At 67.7% G+C, this 19305-nt stretch carries 24 protein-coding genes and 1 pseudogene; 14 read left to right on the top strand and 11 right to left on the bottom strand.

Going from position 1 to position 19305, the window contains the following annotated elements; genetic code table 11:
- Positions 1-3 precede the first annotated feature (3 nt).
- The 3 genes from Q5696_RS18310 to Q5696_RS18300 all read right to left on the bottom strand — a co-directional run bounded on the left by Q5696_RS18310 (position 4) and on the right by Q5696_RS18300 (position 2446).
- Entirely contained in the window at positions 4-663 is a 660-nt protein-coding gene (locus Q5696_RS18310; RefSeq protein WP_305095367.1) for a DedA family protein, read from the bottom strand.
- 7 nt (positions 664-670) lie between these two features.
- Positions 671-1393, bottom strand: coding sequence for a DedA family protein (locus tag Q5696_RS18305; RefSeq protein ID WP_370654821.1), 723 nt, complete (start codon positions 1391-1393; stop codon positions 671-673).
- Positions 1394-1471: 78 nt separating this feature from the next.
- Positions 1472-2446: a DUF368 domain-containing protein gene (locus tag Q5696_RS18300; protein WP_370654820.1), complete on the bottom strand. Its 975-nt coding sequence runs from the start codon at positions 2444-2446 to the stop codon at positions 1472-1474.
- Between the two features lie 143 nt (positions 2447-2589).
- On the opposite strand from Q5696_RS18300, the gene fbaA reads away from it, so the two are divergent.
- Positions 2590-3630 (top strand): class II fructose-bisphosphate aldolase, encoded by a 1041-nt coding sequence (gene fbaA / locus Q5696_RS18295; protein WP_305092673.1) that lies wholly within the window; start codon positions 2590-2592, stop codon positions 3628-3630.
- Positions 3631-3746: 116 nt separating this feature from the next.
- On the opposite strand, the gene Q5696_RS18290 is transcribed toward fbaA, so the two are convergent.
- Complete coding sequence (locus Q5696_RS18290) at positions 3747-4274, bottom strand: Rv0361 family membrane protein (RefSeq protein ID WP_305092672.1); 528 nt, start codon at positions 4272-4274, stop codon at positions 3747-3749.
- A gap of 94 nt (positions 4275-4368) precedes the next feature.
- Here Q5696_RS18290 and Q5696_RS18285 point away from each other — a divergent pair, with 94 nt between their 5' ends.
- Genes Q5696_RS18285 through Q5696_RS18275 form a run of 3 tightly spaced genes read left to right on the top strand, consistent with a single transcriptional unit; the run spans position 4369 to position 6913 of the window.
- Entirely contained in the window at positions 4369-4785 is a 417-nt protein-coding gene (locus Q5696_RS18285) for a DUF3151 domain-containing protein (protein WP_305092671.1), read from the top strand.
- Positions 4786-4825: 40 nt separating this feature from the next.
- The gene (locus Q5696_RS18280) at positions 4826-5917 is read left to right on the top strand and encodes an FUSC family protein (protein ID WP_305092670.1); all 1092 of its coding nucleotides are present in this window, start codon (positions 4826-4828) and stop codon (positions 5915-5917) included.
- Between the two features lie 60 nt (positions 5918-5977).
- On the top strand, positions 5978-6913 hold the full coding sequence (locus tag Q5696_RS18275; RefSeq protein WP_305092669.1) for a cation diffusion facilitator family transporter: 936 nt from the start codon (positions 5978-5980) through the stop codon (positions 6911-6913).
- 3 nt (positions 6914-6916) lie between these two features.
- Here the strand turns inward: Q5696_RS18275 and Q5696_RS18270 are convergent, their stop codons facing one another.
- On the bottom strand, positions 6917-7378 hold the full coding sequence (locus Q5696_RS18270; RefSeq protein ID WP_305092668.1) for a pyridoxamine 5'-phosphate oxidase family protein: 462 nt from the start codon (positions 7376-7378) through the stop codon (positions 6917-6919).
- 429 nt (positions 7379-7807) lie between these two features.
- Here Q5696_RS18270 and Q5696_RS18265 point away from each other — a divergent pair, with 429 nt between their 5' ends.
- The 6 genes from Q5696_RS18265 to Q5696_RS18245 all read left to right on the top strand — a co-directional run bounded on the left by Q5696_RS18265 (position 7808) and on the right by Q5696_RS18245 (position 10643).
- Complete coding sequence (locus tag Q5696_RS18265; RefSeq protein ID WP_305092667.1) at positions 7808-8002, top strand: CbtB domain-containing protein; 195 nt, start codon at positions 7808-7810, stop codon at positions 8000-8002.
- On the top strand, positions 7993-8808 hold the full coding sequence (locus Q5696_RS18260) for a CbtA family protein (RefSeq protein WP_305092666.1): 816 nt from the start codon (positions 7993-7995) through the stop codon (positions 8806-8808). The genes Q5696_RS18265 and Q5696_RS18260 overlap by 10 nt, the downstream gene beginning before the upstream one ends.
- 65 nt (positions 8809-8873) lie before the next feature.
- Positions 8874-9308, top strand: coding sequence for a hypothetical protein (locus Q5696_RS21520; protein ID WP_370654819.1), 435 nt, complete (start codon positions 8874-8876; stop codon positions 9306-9308).
- Positions 9305-9607, top strand: a complete 303-nt coding sequence (locus Q5696_RS21515) for an SH3-like domain-containing protein (RefSeq protein WP_370654818.1) — start codon at positions 9305-9307, stop codon at positions 9605-9607. Before Q5696_RS21520 ends, Q5696_RS21515 begins: the two co-directional genes overlap by 4 nt.
- An 8-nt stretch (positions 9608-9615) precedes the next feature.
- Positions 9616-10314, top strand: a complete 699-nt coding sequence (gene scnC / locus Q5696_RS18250; RefSeq protein ID WP_305092665.1) for a thiocyanate hydrolase subunit gamma — start codon at positions 9616-9618, stop codon at positions 10312-10314.
- Complete coding sequence (locus Q5696_RS18245) at positions 10311-10643, top strand: SH3-like domain-containing protein (RefSeq protein ID WP_305092664.1); 333 nt, start codon at positions 10311-10313, stop codon at positions 10641-10643. Before scnC ends, Q5696_RS18245 begins: the two co-directional genes overlap by 4 nt.
- Before the next feature lie 20 nt (positions 10644-10663).
- Here Q5696_RS18245 and Q5696_RS18240 read toward each other — a convergent pair whose 3' ends face one another.
- On the bottom strand, positions 10664-11626 hold the full coding sequence (locus tag Q5696_RS18240; protein WP_305092663.1) for a DUF389 domain-containing protein: 963 nt from the start codon (positions 11624-11626) through the stop codon (positions 10664-10666).
- A gap of 106 nt (positions 11627-11732) precedes the next feature.
- Here Q5696_RS18240 and Q5696_RS18235 point away from each other — a divergent pair, with 106 nt between their 5' ends.
- Both Q5696_RS18235 and Q5696_RS18230 read left to right on the top strand, forming a co-directional pair.
- Positions 11733-12653 carry an aminotransferase class IV gene (locus Q5696_RS18235; protein WP_305092662.1) on the top strand — a complete coding sequence of 307 codons (921 nt, stop codon included), beginning with the start codon at positions 11733-11735 and terminating at the stop codon, positions 12651-12653.
- A 61-nt stretch (positions 12654-12714) separates the two neighbouring features.
- The gene (locus Q5696_RS18230; RefSeq protein ID WP_305092661.1) at positions 12715-13020 is read left to right on the top strand and encodes a chorismate mutase; all 306 of its coding nucleotides are present in this window, start codon (positions 12715-12717) and stop codon (positions 13018-13020) included.
- Between the two features lie 60 nt (positions 13021-13080).
- Here the strand turns inward: Q5696_RS18230 and Q5696_RS18225 are convergent, their stop codons facing one another.
- Both Q5696_RS18225 and Q5696_RS18220 read right to left on the bottom strand, forming a co-directional pair.
- Positions 13081-13857, bottom strand: coding sequence for a site-2 protease family protein (locus tag Q5696_RS18225; protein ID WP_305092660.1), 777 nt, complete (start codon positions 13855-13857; stop codon positions 13081-13083).
- Between the two features lie 36 nt (positions 13858-13893).
- On the bottom strand, positions 13894-14568 hold the full coding sequence (locus tag Q5696_RS18220; RefSeq protein WP_305092659.1) for a hypothetical protein: 675 nt from the start codon (positions 14566-14568) through the stop codon (positions 13894-13896).
- Positions 14569-14800: 232 nt separating this feature from the next.
- Here Q5696_RS18220 and Q5696_RS18215 point away from each other — a divergent pair, with 232 nt between their 5' ends.
- Positions 14801-16090 (top strand): adenylosuccinate synthase, encoded by a 1290-nt coding sequence (locus Q5696_RS18215; RefSeq protein ID WP_305092658.1) that lies wholly within the window; start codon positions 14801-14803, stop codon positions 16088-16090.
- A 69-nt stretch (positions 16091-16159) separates the two neighbouring features.
- On the opposite strand, the pseudogene Q5696_RS18210 reads toward Q5696_RS18215, so the two are convergent.
- A pseudogene (locus Q5696_RS18210) lies at positions 16160-16502 on the bottom strand (DUF488 family protein).
- Between the two features lie 340 nt (positions 16503-16842).
- Here Q5696_RS18210 and Q5696_RS18205 point away from each other — a divergent pair.
- Entirely contained in the window at positions 16843-17451 is a 609-nt protein-coding gene (locus Q5696_RS18205; RefSeq protein WP_305092657.1) for a maltokinase N-terminal cap-like domain-containing protein, read from the top strand.
- 78 nt (positions 17452-17529) lie between these two features.
- Here the strand turns inward: Q5696_RS18205 and Q5696_RS18200 are convergent, their stop codons facing one another.
- Positions 17530-18162 carry an MBL fold metallo-hydrolase gene (locus Q5696_RS18200; protein WP_305092656.1) on the bottom strand — a complete coding sequence of 211 codons (633 nt, stop codon included), beginning with the start codon at positions 18160-18162 and terminating at the stop codon, positions 17530-17532.
- Complete coding sequence (locus tag Q5696_RS18195; RefSeq protein WP_305092655.1) at positions 18159-19247, bottom strand: S-(hydroxymethyl)mycothiol dehydrogenase; 1089 nt, start codon at positions 19245-19247, stop codon at positions 18159-18161. The genes Q5696_RS18200 and Q5696_RS18195 overlap by 4 nt, the downstream gene beginning before the upstream one ends.
- Positions 19248-19305: the final 58 nt, after the last annotated feature.

Here is a 19305-nt window from a genome sequence, read left to right as displayed (position 1 = left end):
CGGTCAGACGTCGTCGACGGTCACCGATTCGGCGGGTCGCGCCATCTCGCGGCGGTACCCCCAGATGCCGAGGGCGGTGCCCACGGCGAGCAGCGACACCATGACGGCGATCGCTGCGGGCATCAGCCACGGCACCTGCTCGAGGAGTGACCCGCAGTAGAACCCGATCAGCAGCAGGACCGGTGCCCACACGACGGCGCCGATGCTGCTGGCGATCGTGTAGCGGCGGTGGTCCATGTTCGCGGCCCCGGCCACCATCGGGCACAGGGTGCGGATCCACGGGATCCACCGCGCAACCGCCACCGCCCAGAATCCGTGCCGATCGAGCAGCACGTTGACCTTGTGCAGGTTCGCCGCATTGAGATACTTCCCGCCGCGGCGGGCGATCAGACGGTGCCCGCTGCGGCGGCCGATCACGTAGCCGACCTGGTTGCCGGCGATCGCGGCACCCATCGCACCCACCGACAGCGCCCACGTGTGTTGGGTACCCGAATCGTGGGTGGCGAGCACGACACCGGCGGTCACCAGCATCGAATCACCGGGCAGGAACAGGCCGAGGATGATCGCGCACTCGAGGAACACGAACGTCAGTACGACGATCCAGACGAGCACCGGGCCCGCGGACTCGAGCGGACCGAACGAACCGGCCGAGAGAGTGTCGATCAATCCGTCAGGCCGTCGGATCGTTCTGGGGAACGACCGGCTCGTCCTGTGCGGTGGCGGTGGCCTTGCGGCCGGCGAGGAAACGCTTGCCGACCTCGACGATGATCGGGATCACCGACACCAGGACGATGAGGATGAAGATCAGGTCGACGTTGTCGGCGATGAACTGCACCTGGCCGAGCCAGAAGCCGAGCAGGGTGACACCCGCGCCCCACACGATCGCACCGATGGTGTTGTAGGTGAGGAACACCGGGTACTTCATCTTGGACGCGCCCGCGACGAGCGGCGCGTACGTGCGCACGATCGGGACGAAACGCGCCAGGAAGATGGTGACCGGACCGTGCTTCTCGAAGAACGTGTGCGCCTCGTCGATGTAACTCTTCTTGAACAGTTTCGCGTCGTCGGACTTGAACAGGGCCGCCCCGCCCTTCGCGCCGATCCAGTAGCCCACCTGGTCGCCGAGGAACGCGGCGATCGGGATGGTCACCATCAGCACCCACAGCGGTGCGAACGGTTCCACCTCGGCGGACTTGGACGCCGCGATCAGGCCGGCCGTGAACAGCAGCGAATCGCCGGGCAGTAGCGGGAACAGCAGACCGGACTCGATGAACACCACCAGTAGCAGACCGATCAGCATCCATGTGCCGAACGAGTTCAGCAGATTCACCGGATCGAGGAATCCCGGGAGCAAAGCCAGATTGGTCGTGGTCGTCAAGACGGAATCGGTCACGACCGTCAAGAGTACCGACTCACCGGCCGGCGTGGGCCCGTGGATTTGCGGGTCGGGTGTTCCTCCGCCCGCTCGGCGTCAGTCCGATGTGGGGAGCGAGGCGCGGGCGTCGGCAGCGTACGCCCGGCGCTGGACCAGCGCGACCACTCCGACCACCGCGGCGCCGAGTAGGAACAGCCCGAGCGCGAGCGGCCCGTCGTCCCCCACCCCGAGGAGCCCTCCGGTGTCGGTCTGCCACGGCCACAGCGCGCGCAGCGAACCGAGCAGGAGGCCCGCCGCGGCGACCATGGCGGCGGTGTGGTGGCGTTCGAGTAGCCATTCGAGCACGCGGACGAACGTCACCAGCCCTATCAGGGCGCCGAGCGCGAACACCGCCAGGTATGGCAGATTCCGGCTGTCGACCGCGGCCATCGTGGGGGCGTAGAGGCCGACCACGAGCAGGAAGAACGAACCCGAGACGCCGGGCAGGACGAGGGCGCACACTGCGACCGCGGCCGCCACGAAGACCAGTGGCAGCGGCGGATCGGTGAATTCGCTGCGCGGCAGCGAGGTCAGCGCGAAGACGGCGGCGGCCGTCAGTGTGAACAAGAGGAGCGCGCGACCCTTCGCTCGGGTGGACCGCAGGGCGCCCGGGGTGATCTCGAGGAACGGGATGGTCACCGACGCGGCGATCATGCCGAGGAACAGGGCCCGGGAGGCGACCGGCTGGTCGCTGACGAACGACTCCATCACACCGGCGAGTGCGAAGACGGCGAGCAGCATGCCCGCCGCCACCGGTGCCAGCAACCACCAGTCGACCCGCCGTGCCGCAGACCGCCAGTCTGCGCGCGTGGCCACCGCCCGCGGAACGTCGGTGAGATGTTTGGCGGACGCGATCAACCGGCCGTAGATGCCTGTGACCAGGGCAACCGTTCCGCCGGACACGCCAGGGATCGTCTCGGCGGCCCCGATCAGACCACCGCGGACCGCATTGCCGAGCACGGCGGACGCGGTCGGTCGTGGAGTCGTCGTATCTGCCGTCGTTCTCGCCGCAGGGCGGGCCTCGGTCGTCACGTCGGCCAGGGTAGCCGGGAATCGGACCATCGGGTCGAACGAGTGCAGTCGTCGGGGCTCGCGGTACCTGCCATACTGCATGGACACACCGGCGCGCCGTCAGTCGGTCGCGCCCCCGACTCGTCACATGGAGGACAGCCGCCGTGCCTATCGCAACTCCCGAGGTCTACGCCGAGATGATCGCTCGGGCCAAGGAGAACTCCTTCGCCTTCCCGGCCATCAACTGCACCTCGTCCGAGACGATCAACGCGGCCATCAAGGGCTTCGCGGACGCCGGTAGCGACGGCATCATCCAGTTCTCGACCGGTGGCGCCGAGTTCGGTTCGGGCCTGGGTGTCAAGGACATGGTCACCGGTGCTGTCGCGCTCGCCGAGTTCGCGCACGTGGTCGCCGCCAAGTACGACGTCACGATCGCGCTGCACACCGACCACTGCCCCAAGGACAAGCTGGACAGCTTCGTCCGCCCGCTGCTCGCCATCTCGCAGGAGCGCGTCAATGCCGGGCAGAACCCGCTGTTCCAGTCGCACATGTGGGACGGCTCGGCCATCCACATCGACGAGAACCTGCAGATCGCGCAGGAGCTGCTGAAGCTGAGCAAGGCTGCGAACATCATCCTCGAGGTCGAGATCGGCGTCGTCGGCGGTGAAGAGGACGGCGTCGAGAACGCCATCAACGACAAGCTGTACACCTCGATCGAGGACTTCGAGAAGACTGTCGACGCCCTCGGCGCAGGCGAGAACGGCCAGTACCTCCTGGCCGCGACGTTCGGCAACGTCCACGGCGTCTACAAGCCGGGCAATGTCAAGCTCAAGCCGTCCGTGCTGGCCGACGGTCAGGCCGCGGCATCCGCGAAGCTCGGCCTGCCGGCCGGCTCCAAGCCGTTCGACCTGGTCTTCCACGGCGGCTCGGGCTCGCTGAAGTCGGAGATCGAGGAGTCGCTCAGCTACGGCGTCGTGAAGATGAACGTCGACACCGACACCCAGTACGCGTTCACCCGCCCGGTCGCTGCGCACATGTTCAGCAACTACGACGGCGTCCTCAAGGTCGACGGCGAGGTCGGCAACAAGAAGGTCTACGACCCGCGCAGCTACCTGAAGAAGGCCGAGGCGTCGATGACGCAGCGTGTCATCGAGGCCTGCAAGGACCTGCACTCCGCCGGTCGCTCGGTGTCCGCCGGAATGTAAGGCCCGCGCCACCCGTTCGGCGGTGGCTTGTTCCACCGCGTTTCGCGCACGTGTCGTCGGTTTCCCCGGTCGGGGACCGCGGTACGTGCGCGAAACGCGTTTTCGGGCGTGCCCGGTCAGGCCGGGTCGCACACCTTCCAGGTGTCGTCGACGCGGCGCAGATCGAACGTGCGCGGTGACGCGTCGTCCGGGGTGGCCTGTGTGTGCGCCGTGACCTGGGCGATCGCGGTGTCCCCGGTGACCTGCACGGTGTCGATGCTGGTGACGACGGGAACGTTGCCGCGGTCGACGGCGGCGCGGTGGACGTCGGCGAACTCGGCGGGGGGAATGTCCCGGTAGTAGTCGGCGAGGGTGCCGCACGTCGCTGCCTGCAGTGCCGGCAGATCACCCGATCCGAGGGCGGCCACGAATTCGTCGACGGTGTCCCGCACCCGGTTCTCGTCGGTGCCGCCGCGGAGAACGACGACAGCGGTGACGCCGATCGCGGCGAGGACCCCGACGACCGCGATCGTCGACGCGACGATCCAGCCGCGCCGCCCACCGGACCGGGGTGCGCGCCCGGCGGTGGATGTGGGTGCAGCGGGGGCGATGCGGGTGGGGCCGACCGTCGTGGCGGGGGCGGAAACGTCGTCGTTGTCGGGCACGCGATGCCTCTCGGTGGGGGAGCGGATCAACCGACGGGCAGCCTATCGGCCCGTGGCCGCGAACGGGCGCAGCAGTGGACGTAACCTGGACACTATGACGTCTTTCGGTGATCTTCTCGGCCCGCAGCCCACGCTTCTTCCCGGTGACGACGAGGCGGAGTCGGAACTGCTCAACCATGCGGACCCGGAAAAGGTTGCCGCCGACCATCCCACCGCGTCGATCGCGTGGGCGTATCTCGCGGAGGCCGCGCTCGCCGACGGTCGCACCATCACCGCGTACGCGTATGCCCGCACCGGCTACCACCGTGGTCTCGACCAGTTGCGTCGCAACGGGTGGAAGGGCTTCGGCGCGGTGCCCTACAGCCACGAGCCGAACCGGGGCTTCCTGCGCTGTGTCGCAGCGCTCGCGAAGGCCGCGAAGGCCATCGGCGAGAACGACGAGTACGCCCGCTGCCTGGATCTGCTCGAGGACAGCGATCCGCGTGCCGCCGAAGCCCTTGGCCTCGGCTAGCCGATTCGTTCCGCGTCCGGTGGTGGGCCGGGACCAGGCGGTGGCGTCGCTCCGCCGCCTGAGGGTCTCGGCGCTGCCGATTCTGCAGTGTGCGCTGGCCGCGGGCATCGCATGGTTCGTGGCGACGACGATCGTCGGCCATCCACGCCCGTTCTTCGCGCCGATCGCGGCGGTGGTGTCCCTCGGTCTGTCGCTGAGTGCCCGGATGCGCCGTTCGGTGGAACTGGTGTGCGGGGTGACCGTCGGGATCGGTGTCGGTGATCTGCTGATCTCGGTGATCGGCACGGGACCGTGGCAGATCACGCTGGTCGTCACCCTCGCGATGAGCACGGCTGTGCTCATCGGGTCCGGGCCGATCTTCTCGATGCAGGCCGGCACGTCCGCGGTGCTGGTCGCGACATTGCTGCCGCCGGGTGACGTGGCCGGGATCGAGCGCATGATCGATGCCCTCGTCGGTGGTGTCGTCGGGATCCTGGTGGTCGCGGTGGTGCCGACGCATCCGGTGCGGCGGGCTCGTCGGGACGCGGCGGGCATCCTGGCGACCGCGTCCGAGGTGCTCCACCTGGTCGCGGACGGGTTGATCGCGAACGATCCGAAACCCATCGAGGCGGCGCTGCGCCGTGCCCGGGACACGCAGTCGTCGATCGATTCGCTGCGCAGCAATCTGTCGGGTGGGCGTGAGGTCAGCCGGGTGTCGCCGATGTACTGGGGCAGTCGGGCGCGGCTGGAGCGGTTGACGGCGACCGCGGACCCCATCGACAACGCGATGCGCAACATCCGGGTGCTCACGCGGCGTTCGCTGACGCTGGTGCGGGACGACGAGATCCTCGACCCACGGTTGGTCGACCAGATCGAGAAGCTGTCGCACGCGGTCGGGGTGTTGCGGCGGATGATCCTCGCGGATCCGGGGGAGCAGCCGGACCAGGCCGAGGCGGCGCGGGCACTGCGGACGGTGTCGTCCGGGATGAAGCCGTCGCTCGTCGAGAATGCCGGGATCTCCGCGACGGTCGTGTTCGCGCAGCTCCGCTCGCTCCTGGTGGATCTGCTGCAGGTGACGGGGCTCGGCCGGATCTCGGCGATCGCGACGTTGCCGCCGACGGTTCCGAATCCGGCGTACCGGCCCGACCACTGACGGGTTTTCATATATGCGAATGTGTGCATATGATGGGCCGACCGTCGAGGGAGGCTGATCATGGGTGCAGGTCACGGGCACAGTCACGGCAACACCGCAAGCGCCGGGGGTGCCGGTCCGTCGCCGACACGTATTCGCAAGATGGTGGTCGCGCTCGTCATCCTGCTCGGCTTCCTCGTCCTCGAGGTCGTCGTCGCGCTGGTGACCGGGTCGCTCGCCCTCCTCGCGGACGCGGGCCACATGCTCACCGACGTCGTCGGAATGTCGATGGGGCTCACCGCGCTGCTACTGGCCCGGCAGGGATCCAAGGTCGCTGCCCGCACGTTCGGCTGGCATCGCGCCGAGGTCCTCACCGCGATGGCCAACGCCGTCCTGTTGCTCGGTGTCGCCGCGTTCATCATGTACGAGGCGATCGGCCGGATCGGGCACGCCCCCGACATCCCCGGCCTCCCGATGATGCTCACCGCGCTCGCCGGTCTGGCTGCCAACGTCGTCGTCATGCTGATGCTGCGCGCCGACGCCAAGGACTCGATCGCCGTCCGCGGCGCCTACCTCGAAGTGCTCGCCGACACCGTCGGCAGCGTCGGCGTCCTCCTCGCGGGCCTCGCGCTGGTGCTGTTCGACTGGACGTACGCCGACATCGTCGTCGGTGTGTTGATCTCGCTGTGGGTGGTGCCGCGGGCCCTCAAGCTCGCCGGCGCGGCACTGCGGATCCTCACCCAGGCGTCGCCCGCACACATCGACGTCGACGCCGTCCGCGGCGACCTGCACGCACTGCCCGGTGTCGCCGACGTCCACGACCTGCACGTGTGGACGCTCACCACCGGCATGGACGTCGCCACCGTCCACCTGACGATGGCCTCCGACACCACCGACTCGCAGCGTGTACTGGCCGCCGCCAAGACCGTGCTCGACGGACACGGACTCGGCCACGCGACCGTGCAGGTCGAGTCCGGCAGCGAGGGATCGCGCTGCCAGGAGGACCTCACCTGGTGACGTTCACCGGGTGAAGCGGACGACGTCGGTGCCCGGCCGCCACAGGTCGATGTGCATCCGGCCGTCCCCCAGCGTCGTGAGGATCACCTCGTCGATGTCGAGGACGAAGACGTCGGCGGGGCCGATCTCCTCCGGATAGGTGTCGGTGATCGCCGCCTTCTCGGTGCCGACGAGCTCGCGTGCCCGCCCACTGATCTTGGCGTCGCCGCCGACCATGTCGTGGTGGCCGGGATTGGTGTGCAGTGCGAACCGGGGGTCGCGGCGCAGATCGGCCACCTTGCGGGCGCCGGCCATCGAGCCGAGGATCAGCCTGCCGTCCCGCCGGTCGATCTCGGTGCCACTCACCCGGGGTGAGCCGTCGGCCCGCAGCGTCGCCAGGACGTGGTGCCGGTGCGCGGTCAGCCGCGCGTGGACGGCCTCGGCCAGTGCCGGGGCTGCTTCGGTGAACTCCTGCCAGGTTGCCATGCACCCAGTGTGCAGGCTGCCACCGACGTCTTCCGCGGAATTGTGCGTAGCCGTACAGAGTTCGTCGAGATTGCGCACCGAGCGGAGTCTCGTCGTGAAATATAGATTTTCTACTCGAAAAGCCCTGCTGTGAGTAAAGGTTCTACTTCGGGTGAAATGTCGGCGAGAAGGTCGGTCCAATTCGTGAATTTCTCCGTTTTGCGTGAGCGGCGCCGAGCGGTCCGAAACCCGTTGGATCTGCAGTTTCTTCGAAGAACCCGCCCTGTGGGTGGGTGTGATCGTTGATTCTCGAAATCGATATCCGGTGAGGGCTGCAGTGTTACGGTCGCCTCGGATAATTGGAGGTGCGCCCGAACGACGAGCGCTCCCACGCCACTTTCGGCCGGGTCGTATCGGCCGGTTCTCGCCAGACATGATTCTGGAGGAAACATGACTCTCGTCCACGGCCCCGACCGGGCAATCGAATCCATCGGTATCGCGCTCGTCGCAGTCGGTGTGGTGCTCCTCGCCTTGCTCGCTCTCTATCTCGTGGGATTCGACCAGGGTGCTGTCTCGCGCACCGGTATGTACATGCACGAGCTGATGCACGACGGCCGCCACCTCATGGGGCTCCCGTGCCACTAGCCGGGACGCTGAAGAATCTGGTGCTGCGAGGCCTGCTCGCGGGTCTGCTCGCCGGCCTGTTGGCCGGAGCAGTGGCGTTCACGCTCGGAGAACCACACATTGCAGCGGCCGTCGAGCTCGAGGAATCGGCCCCTCCGACCGTCCCCGCGCAGCACGAACACGAGCCCGGAACGCCCGCACATTCGCACGACGGCGACGCACTCGTCTCGCGGGACGGTCAGCGGGCGGGACTGTTGTTGGCCACCACCGGTGCGGGCCTCGCGATCGGAGCGATCTTCGGGGTGGTCGCGTACTGTGCGCGGCGGTTCGTCGCATTGCCCGGTCCACTTCTCGCGCTCTGCCTCGCCGGCGGTGGCTGGCTCGCGATCGAGGCGGTGCCGTTCTTCAAATACCCGGCCGATCCCCCGGCTGTAGGGGATCCGGACACGCTCGGTCAGCGAACCTGGCTGTGGGCGGCGGCGCTGGTACTCGGCCTGTTCGCGGTCTGCGCTGCGGGATATGTTGCGAAGGTACTTGTCGCACACAGATATCGCACCGTTCCCGTCGCTGCCTCGATACTGACGTTCCTGGTGATCGTGACTGCCGGCTACCTCCTGCTGCCGGCCGTGAACGAAGTCGGCGACAACTTCCCCGCAACCCTGCTGTGGGAGTTCCGGGTGTCGGTGATGGCGACACAGGCCACACTCTGGCTCGTTCTCGGGCTCGCTTTCGCCGTCCTCACCGAACGGGCACAGCGCACAACGCAATCCGAGAGGATCGCCCCCGTCGCCGTGAACGACAGGACGGCGGGGACGACGCCACTGTAGGAGGAGCACCGACGAGAATTCGGAACATGTGAATGCACCCAGCCCTCCAGGGAAGGGAGACCTCCATGACCACCGCGAATCAGGCCCGATTCCAGAAACTCACCGACGGTCTGGCCAAGATCGCTCCGGCCGAACACGACGTTCAGGATTCCCCGTACACGATCACCAATGCGCAATACGCCGTGCTGAGACACGTCCTGCACGACGTCGGGGGACAGTCGGCCCTCCCCGTCGAGTACCTCGAGAAAGAGGAGGAGGCATGGGAGATGAACACCTACGTCACCTGCGAATGCCTCGCCTGGCGGGGTGCCTGGAACGCCGAGATGCGGCGCCGCGCCGAGGTCGATCTCGGTGAGACGCAGTACTTCGGGTACCCGTACTACGCCCGCTGGCTCACCGTCGCCGCGAAAGTGATGGTCGACAAGGGCCTCATCCCTCTCGACGAGCTCTGCGACCGCGTCGACGAGGTACGTGCACGCCTTCGGGAGGAACGGAGATGACCGCCAAGTTCGAGATCGGCGACCGTGTGGTCGTGAAGAATCAGACGAGCCTCTTCCACACCCGCACACAAGCTTTCGTGCGTGGGCAGGAGGGCGTCGTCGTCGAGCACCGCCCCGAATGGGTGATTCCGGAGGACGAGGCATTCGACAAGGTCGAGACCGGCCGCAAGGAGCCGTTCTACGTCGTCCGGTTCAGGCAGACCGACCTGTGGCCGCGCTACACGGGATGCGACGTCGACACACTCGAGACCGAATGTGCGGAGGGCTGGCTGCGGCCCGCCGGACGAACCGACACGTAGGAGGACAAGTGAGCGATTCACACGGCCGTCCGGACAGTGACCCGCACGCTCCCATAGAGGCTTCGGAGGAGATCAGCGAGTTCGAGGTCCTCGAACTCGCCCTGCGAGAACTCGCCATCGAGAAGGGACTTTTCTCCGCGGAAGACCACCGGCGCTTCTCCGAATGGGCCGAATCGATCGGCCCCTCGGGCGGATCCAAATTGGTTGCCAAGGCGTGGACCGACCCGGAATTCAAGAAGCGCCTGCTGGAGAACGGTACCGAGACGTGCAAGGAAGTCGGCATCGACTGGAGGGACCCGACGGGATCGGGCACCCCCAGCGACTACACCTTCTTCTACGTCCTCGAAAACACACCCGAGGTACACAACGTGATCGTGTGCACGCTGTGCTCGTGCTACCCGCGGCCCGTGCTCGGCATGTCCCCCGACTGGTATCGGACACCGAACTACCGACGACGGATGGTGCGTCGTCCCCGCGAGGTTCTCGCCGAGTTCGGGTTGCACTTCCCCTCCGATGTGGAAGTACGGGTGCACGATTCGAACCAGAAGTCGCGGTTCATGGTGATGCCCATGCGACCCGAGGGCACCGAGGGGTGGTCGGAGGAGCAACTCGAGAAGATCGTCACACGCGACACGATGATCGGAGTGGCACTACCCTCCGCCGACTGGGACGCCTCGACGGCGCCCTCCGCCGGAGGTGCCCGATGACCGCGCCCCAGGGCTACGAGATCATCTTGCGGACGCTGCAGCCGGGAACCGGACGTGCCGGCGATTTCGACGACATCGAGCGCAAGCCGGATCCGTGGGAATCGGCCATGCAGGCCACGTGCGAGTGCCTCTCGTGGCGCGGTGCATGGGACAACCTCGAACGCCGGCACGCCGAGGACGAGCTGGGCGAAACCGTCTACAGCGAGTTCCCCGTCCACTCGCGGTCCGCGATCACCACCGCGCACACCTTCCTCGACCGCGGCATCGTCGGCCAGGACGAACTTCGTGCAAAGATGGACCAGATCCGGGCGAGACTCGAACGCGATTGACGGTGTGTGCGTCCGGAACGTCACAGCATGCGACGGCGGTGGTCGAGGGCGCGGGCGCGGCGCACCGACACCCGGGACCACACCTTCTGCTGCAGGGCCAACGTCGCCCACCCGGCGATCGCCATGCCGACGAGGTTGAGAACCAATTGCAGTGAACTGCCCAAGATCTCGTGCCCGGCACCGAACGCGATACCGAGCGCGATGTTGCCGGCGGCCGGCACCGTCGTCACCGAGATGAACACCCCCGACAGGCCGCCGAGCTTCGACGACGTCAGCGACAGCACCCCGGCCGCGGCTGCGATCACCGCGACGATGAACGACCACTTGTCGGGCGTGTAGATGAACGCCGTCTCAGGCCGCGGCCCGGTGACGTCGTCGATCGTCACCCAGCCCAGTAGGCGGCCGACCAGCGCGGCGACCGTCGCCACCGCGATCGCGGCCAGGAACCCGAACACGAGCGTGCGGACCGCCGTGGCCAGCAGCACGAACCGGTGTTTGACCAGGGCGACGCCGAGCGCGGCGATCGCCCCGAACTCGGGGCCGAGGACCATCGCGCCGATGACGAGGATCTGCGAGTCGGTGATGATCGCGATCCCCGCCAGGAGTGTCGCCATCGACATGAAGCTCAGGTACGTCCAGTTCAGTTCGACGTCGTCGTAGGAGCGTTGCGCGACCTCGGCCCACACGACGGCGTCGGCGCTGCTGCCGGGGCTGCTCACTTCGGCGTCCAGCCCGCTGCGCGACAGCCAGGTGGGAACCGGTTCGATCTCGATGGTGCCGCGGTGATGGAGTCCGGTCCCGCGCAGCTGCTCGATCACGTCGTTGGCGACCTCGCGCGCGAGGTCGGCGTGGACGAGATCGCCGCGGGGCCGGATCGCGGCACCCCGCAGCACCGCGAGCCCGCTCACCGCGGGTTCGGCCTCGAGAATGCGGACGGCCTCGTCGGTGAGGTCGGTGGGGGAGAGGATCCGCAGATGCAGCATGGGCACAGTGTGCCGGGCGGGTGGCGGTGGTGGTGGGAGGACGAGACGATGGTGCGCGGAACAATTCGCTTTTCCGGCCCCGGCGCCGTCGCTAGCATCGTCGGGCATGGCGATCCCGTATCCACACGTCTACTACGGTGACCGGCTCGTGCCCGCGTCCGACGCGACCCTGGGCGTCGCCACGTCGGCCGTCCTGTACGGGCTGAGCGTCTACACCGTCTTCCCGGTGCACGTCGAAGGCCCGGTGCGTACCGCGTTCCGTCTCGCCGACCACTTCCGTCGGCTCGTCGAGTCGTGCCGCATCATCGGTATCGACCGATTCGACGACGACTGGGATCTCGACCGGTTCGTTTCCGCGGCAACCGAACTCGTGACGGCGAACGCGCCCACGTCGGACGTGTTCGTGCGTGCCACCGTGCACGTCGACGAGTCGATTCCCGGCACCCGGGTCCGTGGCTGCCGGACCGTCGTCTCGATGTTCGTCTACGACGCCGTCCCGATCGTCCCGCAGGACGGGATGCGCCTGAAGACCAGCCAGTGGCGGCGCATCCCGGATTCGGCGATCCCGTCGCGCGCCAAGGTCAACGGCGCGTACGTCAACTCGGTGCTCGCGAAGCAGGACGCGATCGACGCCGGCTACGACGACGCGATCTTCCTCGACGGCGCCGGGCACGTGTGCGAGCTCAGTGCCGCGAACATCTTCCTGGTGCGCGGCGGCACCCTGATCACTCCCGACGTCTCGTGCGACATCCTCGACGGCATCAACCGGCGCACCCTGCTGACCCTCGCGACCGAGGACGGCATCCCGGTCGTCGAGCGGACCGTCGACCTCACCGAGCTGTACATCGCCGACGAAGTGTTCGTCACCGGCACGTCGGCGGGGGTGGCCCCGGTGACGGAGGTCGACGGCCGGGTCGTCGGAACGGGGCAACCGGGCCCGGTGTGCGAGGCCCTGGGCAAGCGGCACGCGTCGGCGCTGCGGTCGGACGCGCTGCACGGCTGGGTGACGGCACTCGCCCGACCGTGACCGTCGGATCGGGTAGTGAACTACCTAGACTCCCGCGAGCACTCGTACCTAGCGTGGAGACATGACCAGCGCACAGGTTTCGAACGTGTCGACGAGCCTGGCGGCCGATCGTCGGACGGCCGTCGACATCGAGCAACTCCGCGGTGAGATCGACCTCCTGGACGAACAGATCCTCGTGGCGATCCAGCGGCGCACCGAACTGTCCCGCCTGATCGGTGAGATGCGCATGCACGACGGCGGCACCCGACTGGTGCACACCCGGGAGATGGATGTGCTGTCGCGATTCGACGACCTGGGGCCGGAGGGGCACACGCTCGCGTTGCTGCTGCTCCGGCTCGGGCGGGGGCGTCTCGGTCGTGCCATGTGACCGCACCCGCCTCGGCCCGACACCGTGCGGACCGGGGCCGGTGCGGTCAACGGTGGCCGGTCAGCGCCAGAACTGCATGAGATAGCTGCCGAACGCCGCGTACACGTCCGGAATACCGGACAGTCCGAAGACCGCGTAGATCGCATCGAAGAACGCGGTATTGATCTGCGGCACGAACAGCAGTGCGATGAGCAGCAGCAGACCGTACGGCTTCACCTTGTCGAGCGAGGCCCGGGTGGACGCCGTCAGGTGCGGCTCGAGCGCCGCATAGCCGTCCAGTCCCGGCACCGGCAGCAGGTTCAGGATCGTCGCCATCACCTGCAGGAACGCCAGGAAACTCAGGCCGTACCAGAACACCCGGTGCTCGCTGTCCACACCGAGGACACGAATGATCCCGAGCAGTACGACGGCCGCGACCGCATTGACGGCCGGACCGGCCAGTGCGATCCGCGTCCGGGTGCGGGGCGGCATCGACCAGGTGTTCAGGGACACCGCGCCACCGGGCAGACCGATACCGCCGAGTGCGAGGAACAGCACCGGTAGCCCGATCGACAGCAGCGGCTGCGTGTACCTGCGGGGATCGAGTGTCAGATAGCCGCGCAGGACGACGTCGTGGTCGCCGGCCCGCCACGCCACGAACGCGTGCGCGAACTCGTGCAGGCACAGTGTGACCACCCAGCCCGCCACGACCAGCAGGAACACCCCGATCCGGCCGGACGACACATCACTGCCCGCCCGCCACGCGAGGACACCGCCGACGACGGCGACCGCGACGATACCGAGGAACACGGGACTCGGACGGACCACCGCGGACCGGGTCCGGGAATCGGAGTACATGCCTGCCAGTATCCGGGAGGACCGGGCCGCCCGCCGTCAGGACGCGTACACCAGCAGCCAATCCTGGTCGTACCGGTAGAACGTGGACCGCTTGAGCGCACGTCGTGTCTTGACACCGTCGCGGGTCACCACCGCCGACGGCGACCCGAGCTGCGCGGCCCGTCCCGGCAACCACCGGTGCCCACCGAACCAGCGCCGCTTGTCGACGGCCGCCCGCAGCCCGGGCAGCTCGGGGGTCGGGACGACGATCATGCCCGGGATCGTGCCGGAGAACAGCCGCTGATCGTCCACGTACGCCTCACCGACCAGTTCACCGGCATGTTCGGAGCCGTGGACGACGGCCTTTCCGACCAGTGCGATCCCGGCGTCGTCCCGGATCAGCGGCATCGACCGGGCCCGTCCCGCCGCCGCGATCGCCGCCGCCTTCGACCCCGTCCGCAGGCCGTACGCGTGCGTGGCGTCGGTGCGTTCCTCCGGGACGTACGCGAGTTCGATGTGCAACCGTTCGGTGCGCATCAGTCGGGTCAGTGCGGCCGCGAGAGCCGCATCACCGCCCACGACGACCAGACGCGGCCCTTCGACCGTCTCGAGTTTCGCGAAGATCTCGTCGAAGTCGTCCTTCTCGGGAACCTCGGGGGCCGTGAACACGTCGAGCGAACGCAGCGCCAGCGGCAACGGCGCATCGCCGCACTTGAGCACTACAGGCGTCATGGGGGAACTCCTTGCTGAATCCGTCGACGCACACGTCCGTCGCCACTCCACACCGGCGGCGACACGGCCGATGTGGCGCACGCAAGGGCATTTCGATGTCTACCCGAATCGGGGGCACCGCCGCAAACGATACGGCGGCTCTCGACTAGACTGTGCGTCCGGCCACTGCCTGAGATCACGGCAGGACCATGCAGTCGGATACGTCTGCACGTCGACCGTAGGAGACAGCGAAATGCCGGCAATCGTCCTCATCGGTGCCCAGTGGGGCGACGAGGGTAAGGGCAAGGCGACCGATCTACTGGGCGGAAACCTGCAGTGGGTCGTCCGATACCAGGGTGGCAACAACGCGGGACACACCGTCGTTCTGCCGAACGGTGACAAGTTCGCACTGCACCTGATCCCGTCGGGCATCCTCACACCGGGCGTCAAGAACGTCATCGGCAACGGTGTCGTCGTCGACCCGGGTGTGCTGCTCGACGAGCTCGCCGGCCTCGAGGCCCGCGGCGTCGACACCACCGGCCTGCTGATCTCGGCCGACGCGCACCTGATCATGCCGTACCACGTGGCCATCGACAAGGTCACCGAACGTTTCCTCGGCGCCAAGAAGATCGGCACCACCGGCCGCGGCATCGGCCCCTGCTACCAGGACAAGATCGCCCGCGTCGGCGTCCGCGTCGCCGACGTCCTCGACGAGAAGATCCTCACCCAGAAGGTCGAGGCCGCACTGGAATTCAAGAACCAGGTCCTCGTCAAGATCTACAACCGCAAGGCCCTCGACCCGCAGCAGGTCGTCGACGAGGTCCTCGAGCAGGCCGCCGGCTTCAAGCACCGCATCGCCGACACCCGCCTCCAGCTCAACCAGGCCCTCGAACGCGGCGAAACCGTCCTCCTCGAAGGCTCCCAGGGCACCCTCCTCGACGTCGACCACGGCACCTACCCGTACGTCACGTCGTCCAACCCGACTTCCGGTGGCGCCGCCGTCGGCTCCGGCATCGGCCCCACCAAGATCACGACGGTGCTCGGCATCCTCAAGGCGTACACGACGCGCGTCGGCTCCGGCCCGTTCCCCACCGAACTGTTCGACGAATTCGGTGAGTACCTCGCCGACAAGGGCGGCGAGGTCGGTGTCACCACCGGCCGCGGCCGCCGCACCGGCTGGTTCGACGCCGTCATCGCCCGCTACGCCACCCGCGTCAACGGCATCACCGACTACTTCCTCACCAAGCTCGACGTGCTCTCCAGCCTGGAGACCATCCCGATCTGTGTCGCCTACGACGTCGACGGCGAACGCGTCGAAGAAATGCCGACGACCCAGACCGGCGTCCACCACGCCAAGCCGATCTACGAAGAAATGCCCGGCTGGTCGGAGGACATCTCGGGCTGCCGCACCTTCGAGGAACTGCCGGTCGCCGCACAGAACTACGTGCTGCGGCTCGAGGAACTCTCGGGCGCATTCATGTCGTGCATCGGTGTCGGACCCGGCCGCGACGAAACCATCGTCCGCCGCGACATCCTGGCGTAGCACCACCACTGTGTGTGACCGAATGTCACATGCGTTCAGTCGGACTGAACGCATGTGACATTCGGCGTTTCAGGACGGGAGGAGATCCCAGTACACCTGCCTGTCCTGCACCCGGGCGCCGGCGGCCGGTTCGTGTTCGGTGCAGCGGCCGTTCGGCATGATGTGCTGTACGTTCTCGCCCCGCAGCAGAACGGCGACGTCGGCGACGATCCGGCGATGGCAACGCCACCACACACTTTCGCTGCACAGCATCACGGTCGGTGACGTCCGGGCCCGTTCCAGCAGCAGGTCGAGGCCGGCGGCTTCCCGGGAAACGCCGGATGTCGACGACGGATTCGATTCCCGCCGAGCGCAGGAGCCCGCTCAGTTCCTCGCAGGTGAGGCGTCCGTGACCCACTGAGAACAACGTCACCGGTCCAGGCTCTCACAGCCCACGTCAGGCTGCGCGTGAATCTTTTTGCGAGTGAAGTGTTTACGGGCCGAGGGCCCCTGGGTACAAGATCACACACGCCCCGCCGGGGCGTCGGAGAAAGAACACCGACAGATGGGAGACACCATGTCGTCCGAACTCGATGGCTTCCTGGGCATCATCAACAAGCTGCTGGCGTTCCTGGGTTCGTCCGGAGACGGTCAGACACCGGAGCCCGATCCGACGCAGTAGCCGGTCAGGCATTCGTGGCCGGGTGATCCGCTGTGCGGGCCGCCCGGCCACGGCCCTGTTGCCGGCTCGCTGCGGCGCTACGATCTGCCGCATGGCACTCCTGTACGACGCGACACTGTCGCCGACGAAACCCGAACTGCTCGCAGCCTGGCTACCGGTGGCGCCGTACGCGCCCGCAGCGTCGGCCCCCGTCGAGGTGATCGGTGCGTTCCGGTTCGACGACCCGGCCGGTGAGGTGGGCATCGAGACACACCTCGTGCGTGACGCCGACGGCACCGTCTACCAGATACCGCTGACCTACCGGTCGGCGCCGCTCGCCGGTGCCACAGTGATCGCGGAGATGGACCATTCGGTGCTCGGGCGCCGCTACGTCCACGACGGCACCACCGACCCCGTGTACGTTCGGCAGTTGCTCGCGGCGATCGTCGATGCCGGACACGAAGTGGACCAGTACGTACACGTCGACGGCGGTGACCCGCGCAAGATCCCGAACCACGTGCACGTGTCGGGAAGCGGCGCACCGGGCGTCGTCGTGCCCGACACGGCGCGTCTGCACGTCGAAGTCCACGGCACTGACACCGTCGTCGACGCCACCGGCACGACACTCGTCGTGCACCACCGGCCTCTCGACACAGCCGCCGGGCCCGCCCTGCACGGCAACTGGCCCGGCGGCAGCGGGGTACTGGCGTCGCTGCGGTGAGCCACCCCGACAGCTGAAGGGACCCTTCGTACGCTCCAAGCGCACAAAGGGTCCCTTCAGCTCGAAACAGGGAGAGGATCAGTGCCCTCGGGCGATCCATTCCTCGAGGTGCGGCGATTCGGTACCCAGGGTGGTGCCGTCGCCGTGGCCGGTGTGGACACGGGTCTCCGCGGGCAGGGCGAACAGTTTGTCGCGGATGGACCCGATGATGGTCGGGAAGTCCGAGAAGGAACGCCCGGTGGCGCCGGGGCCGCCGGAGAACAGGGTGTCGCCGGAGAACAGCTCGCCGGCCTCGGGCAGGTACAGGCACGTCGATCCGGGGGAGTGGCCCGGGGTGTGGATGGCCTGGATGTCGGTGCCCGCCACCGTGATCCGCTGCCCGTCCTCGAGTGCCAGGTGGCGGATGCCCGGATGGGTCATCTGCCACAGCACGTCGTCGGCCGGGTTGAGGTAGATCGGCGCGTCGAGCTTCTCGGACAGTTCCGGGGCGACGGTGACGTGGTCGTTGTGTCCGTGCGTGCACACGATTCCGACGACCTTGCGGCCGGCGACGGCGTCGATGATCGGCTGCGCGGTGTGCGCGGCGTCGATCACCAGTACCTCGTTGTCGTCGCCGACGAGCCAGATGTTGTTGTCGACGTCCCAGGTGCCGCCGTCGAGCTCGAAGGTGCCCGACGTGACGACCCGGTCGACCCTGATCTTGCCGCTCACAGGACCACCACCGAGCGCAGCACTTCACCACGGTGCATGGTGTCGAAGGCTGCTTCGACGTCGCCGAGTCCGATGCGTTCGGTGACAAACTTCTCGAGCGGCAGCCGGCCCTGCTGGTACAGGTCGACGAGCATCGGGAAGTCACGTTCGGGCAGGCAGTCGCCGTACCACGACGACTTCAAAGATCCACCGCGCGAGAAGAAGTCGACCAGCGGCATCTCGAGGGTCATGTCCGGGGTGGGGACGCCCACGAGGACGACGGTGCCGGCGAGGTCACGGCCGTAGAACGCCTGCTTCCACGTCTCCGGGCGGCCCACGGCGTCGACCACGACGTCGGCGCCGAAGCCGTCGGTGAGTTCCTGGATCGCCGCGACCACGTCGTCGACCTTCGATGCGTCGACGGTGTGGGTGGCGCCCAGTTCGACGGCCCATTCGAGCTTCTTGGGATCCCGGTCGATCGCGATGATCTTGTTCGCCCCGGCGAGGCGCGAGCCCATGATGGCGGCGTCGCCGACGCCACCGCAGCCGATGACCGCGACCGAGTCGCCGCGGGTGACGTTGCCGGTGTTCATCGCGGCACCCATGCCCGCCATGACGCCGCAGCCGAGCAGTCCGACGACGGCCGGATCGGCGCTGGGGTCGACCTTGGTGCACTGGCCGGCCGCGACCAGCGTCTTGTCCGCGAACGCGCCGATGCCCAGGGCCGGCGTCAGCTCGGTGCCGTCCTCGAGGGTCATCTTCTGCTTCGCGTTGTGGGTGTCGAAACAGTACTGGGGGCGACCACGCTTGCAGGCGCGACACTTTCCGCACACTGCACGCCAGTTCAGGACGACGAAGTCGCCGACCTCGACGGTGTCGACGCCCTCGCCGACCGCCTCGACGATGCCCGCGGCCTCGTGGCCGAGGAGGAACGGGAACTCGTCGTTGATGCCGCCGTCACGGTAGGTCAGGTCGGTGTGGCAGACGCCGCACGCCGCGATCGCGACGACGGCCTCGCCCGGGCCGGGATCGGGGATGTTGATGGTGACCAGTTCGACGGGGGCGTCCTTCGAGCGGGCGATGACGCCCCGTACCTGCTGCGGCATGGTTTCTCCACTCCAATTCGGTCGACGTGAACGCACGGGCGCACACATGGTGAGGTGC

Origin of the sequence: Prescottella sp. R16, from assembly GCF_030656875.1 — a bacterium.
Classification (GTDB): domain Bacteria; phylum Actinomycetota; class Actinomycetes; order Mycobacteriales; family Mycobacteriaceae; genus Prescottella.
This window is presented reverse-complemented; position numbering and strand designations above follow the sequence as displayed.